We start from the raw sequence: 3,128 nt of genomic DNA, 5'->3' as shown, positions 1-3,128 counted from the left end.
TGTTTGTGTGCAACTGTCAACGCTAAAAAGATTGTCGGGATGAGTATATGTTTTTTCATTGTCCTTTTTTTTATTTTTTGTTGTCGTTGTCAAAGTTAAGAACTGTCTGTCCGTTTTTTTGCATTGTGGCTAACGTTCCTCCGCTTGCCGCAGTGGCGGATTAAAAGCGAGTAACTGTCTGCCAGCACAAAGATAATTAAATACACAAAACATTTTTCCCGAACGAAAACCGCCATTGAGGCAAGCGGATGTTAGGCACTGTGCTTTTCGTCCGTGTCTGCGCAACTGTCCACCGTGTGATTTACTTTGCTGTCCACATATTTTTTATTTTGTCTGCGATACTGTCCGCATAAAAAATTGTCCCGCACATATGACATTTTTTTATTTCATAAAACTCTTTGGGTTGGTTTGCATTGTCAAATATTTTTTTGCCCATATAAAAAGGAACTTCTTTGTCTTCCGTGCTGTGAATTACTAATAATGGTTTATGAAAGTCCTTTATTGATTTTGTCGCGGAATAACCTTGCTTTACTAAAATGCGTCCAAGAATAGGAATACGATGAGAAGCAATGTCCTTATGAGATGAAAAAGCACCTTCAATTACTAAACCGTCTATGTCGCTTTGCCGTTGTGTCGCAACAACTGCGGATAAGTGTCCACCGAGTGACTGTCCGTAAATAACTATTTTGGTGTCCTTAACATCTTGTCTGCTTTTGATGTAGTCAAGTGCAGAAAGAGCGTCAGTCAATACATTGTCTCGCGTTGCTTTGCCGTCTGAAAAACCGAACCCGCTGTAATCAAACATAAAAATTTGAAAACCGTTTTTTATTAACGGAACAATCATTTGATATTGACTTAACAAAAAACCAGCGTTGCCGTGAAGATGGAGTAAAGTAATTGTCGCTGTCTTATTTTTAGGTTTTATAAACCAACCATTCAGTTTATTCCCATTTGTACTTTTGAATGCAACACTTTCAATTGTGTAGCCGAGGTCAATTGTGTCTTTTCCGTTTTTTGTAAATGTCGGTTGATGAGTGTCAGGCGAAAAAAACACAACGGTCGTGTCCGTTGCTGTTTTCAATGTCAGTTTTTTTGCTGTCGGTGGTGCTTTTGTCGGCTGAAGAAATACTTTGTTAAAACTGCAAGTTGTCAGAAAAAACGAAAGTGTCGCGATTGCAACAGTCCAAAGTTTTTGATGTCGTGTCGTCATTGTCGTTTTTTTTAGCATTGTGCCTAACGAGTTACGGCTTAAAGAAGTGGCGGGCTTAATTGCTCGTCACTGTCCACCCGAAACAAAGATAATTTTAAAAACAGAATTACCAAATTGCTTGTCACCCCGCCATTTCTTTTAAGCCGATGTTAGCCACAGTGCAGCTTGTCTTATGTGTCAGTCAGTAATTACTAATTTGTCTGTTGCGATTACTTTACTGTCTTCTGTAAGCCGAATAAAATACAGTCCGCTTAGAAGATTGTCACGCGAGAGAGTGACTGTCTGTCCCGAAATGTTTTTTATTTCTTTTACTGTCTGCCCGAAAGAATTGTAAACCGTGAGAGTTGCGTTATTTAATGGAATGTCTATCAGCAAAGTTGTCTGTGTGGAAAAAGGATTGGGAAAAATAGCAGGCGAAAGATTGAAGTTTTCAGAATTGTCATTTACTGAAGTAAGCAGAAAATCATAAACAAAAACTTTGGCGTAGCCGCTGCCGGATATCGGAGCCATACTTTGACCGGAATAAATTCTGCTCCCGTAAACATCGAGCGATGGGCGTATTTCTTCCCCGCTCGGACCCCAAACGGTGCTTTTCACCATAATTGTATCAACAAAATTAAAGTTGTTGTCGTAAATTTTAATCCACGCTAATTGCTGTCCTGTCGGGGGACTGCCAGTTGCCTGCTTGTATGTAACATACAGATAATTATTGTCCATATCCAGCCCTGAAACATAATTTTCATGGTCATTGATTTCAGCAGTAAGTGTGAAAACATCAGTGGTTGGGTTATATGTCCAATCAGGTTGCATTTTAATAAGGATAATATCGGACAGCGCTCCGTCATCTGAGTTTTCATATAGTCCTACGTTGGAAACGGTAGTCGTTAATGCAATATAAATATTATTTTGCCGATAGAATAAACTTGTTACCCGCCCTCTTCCATCAGCCACATCTGATAAATCAAGGTCAAACTGTGAAAGTTGAGTAAAATTATTATTGTCAAATTCCCGTACCCTGTAAATAGTGCTTCCTGTAGTTTTAATGGAATCGTGCAAACGGGTTATTGCATAAACCGAATTTGGACCCATCAAAGGAGCCGGGTCGTCAACCTTTTCACCGCCAATGGAAAGTTGGGTTGCGGGCTTGCTCCTTGTTATGGGAACCGGAGTACCGGCAACAAGAGTAAAATTATCATTCAGCAAATACTTTGCTGCCCAAAGGGAAGTTGAATCATTTCCGAATGATATGGTTTTTAATGTTTCGTAAAATGCATAGAGATACTGCCCGTCCGATGCAACCCGGATGTCGGTCGGTTTACCGTAACTTGATGTCGGAGACACTAAAACCTGTGAATTTATTAATGTGTCCATATTACTGTTATAGATTTTCAAATCAAAAGTATTGGTAGTGCCGGTGATTGCAAGATAAAGTACAAATACACGGTTTGATGTAGCAATTACTTCCGGTCTTGCTGTTTTGGATGCTGCCGTATCAGTTATAGTAACTGTTGCAAAAAGATTGTGGAGCGATTGTGCATAACTGCTCAAAGTAAGGAGCATTATAACGAAAGAAAAGATAGTTGTTTTCATTTTTTTTAGAGTTTTAGTTTTATAATTTGTTAATTGTAAACTAAGAAATAGATTGTCTGCTGTCAATTACCTGAGCAACTGTCCACGAGCAAATGTCGTTGCCGTGCGATTGTCTGTCTGATGAAAAGTAATTTTTATTCATTTATAAAAATGTCCAAAGGTATAAATGTTTTCTTGCATTGTGGCTAACGTTCTTTCGCTTGCCGTGCGTGCGGGAGAAAGAATTGCTTAACTGTCCGCTTGCACAGAACAAAAATAGGAAATAAAAACTATCTGCGAAAAAGAAAACCCGCATGACGGCAAGCGAATGTTAGTTGCAGTTTTTTCT

Annotated in this window: 2 protein-coding genes; both read right to left on the bottom strand. The window is 39.1% G+C overall.

The features are described 5' to 3' along the window. Window positions 1-301: 301 nt before the first annotated feature. Window positions 302-1,210 (bottom strand): alpha/beta fold hydrolase, encoded by a 909-nt coding sequence (locus HY841_09680; GenBank protein ID MBI4931020.1) that lies wholly within the window; start codon window positions 1,208-1,210, stop codon window positions 302-304. Window positions 1,211-1,387: 177 nt separating this feature from the next. After that, the gene (locus HY841_09675; protein MBI4931019.1) at window positions 1,388-2,800 is read right to left on the bottom strand and encodes a T9SS type A sorting domain-containing protein; all 1,413 of its coding nucleotides are present in this window, start codon (window positions 2,798-2,800) and stop codon (window positions 1,388-1,390) included. Window positions 2,801-3,128 lie beyond the last annotated feature (328 nt).

It is taken from the genome of Bacteroidota bacterium, from assembly GCA_016213405.1.
GTDB lineage: Bacteria > Bacteroidota > Bacteroidia > Palsa-948 > Palsa-948 > Palsa-948.
Note: the sequence above shows the minus strand (reverse complement) of the source record. Positions and strands in the feature narration are given on the sequence as shown.

What these genes read in the sequence shown, in the direction of transcription:
- HY841_09680 (MBI4931020.1), bottom strand. Translation starts at nt 1,210, where the DNA reads ATGACGACACGACATCAAAAACTTTGGACTGTTGCAATCGCGACACTT.
- HY841_09675 (MBI4931019.1), bottom strand. Translation starts at nt 2,800, where the DNA reads ATGAAAACAACTATCTTTTCTTTCGTTATAATGCTCCTTACTTTGAGC.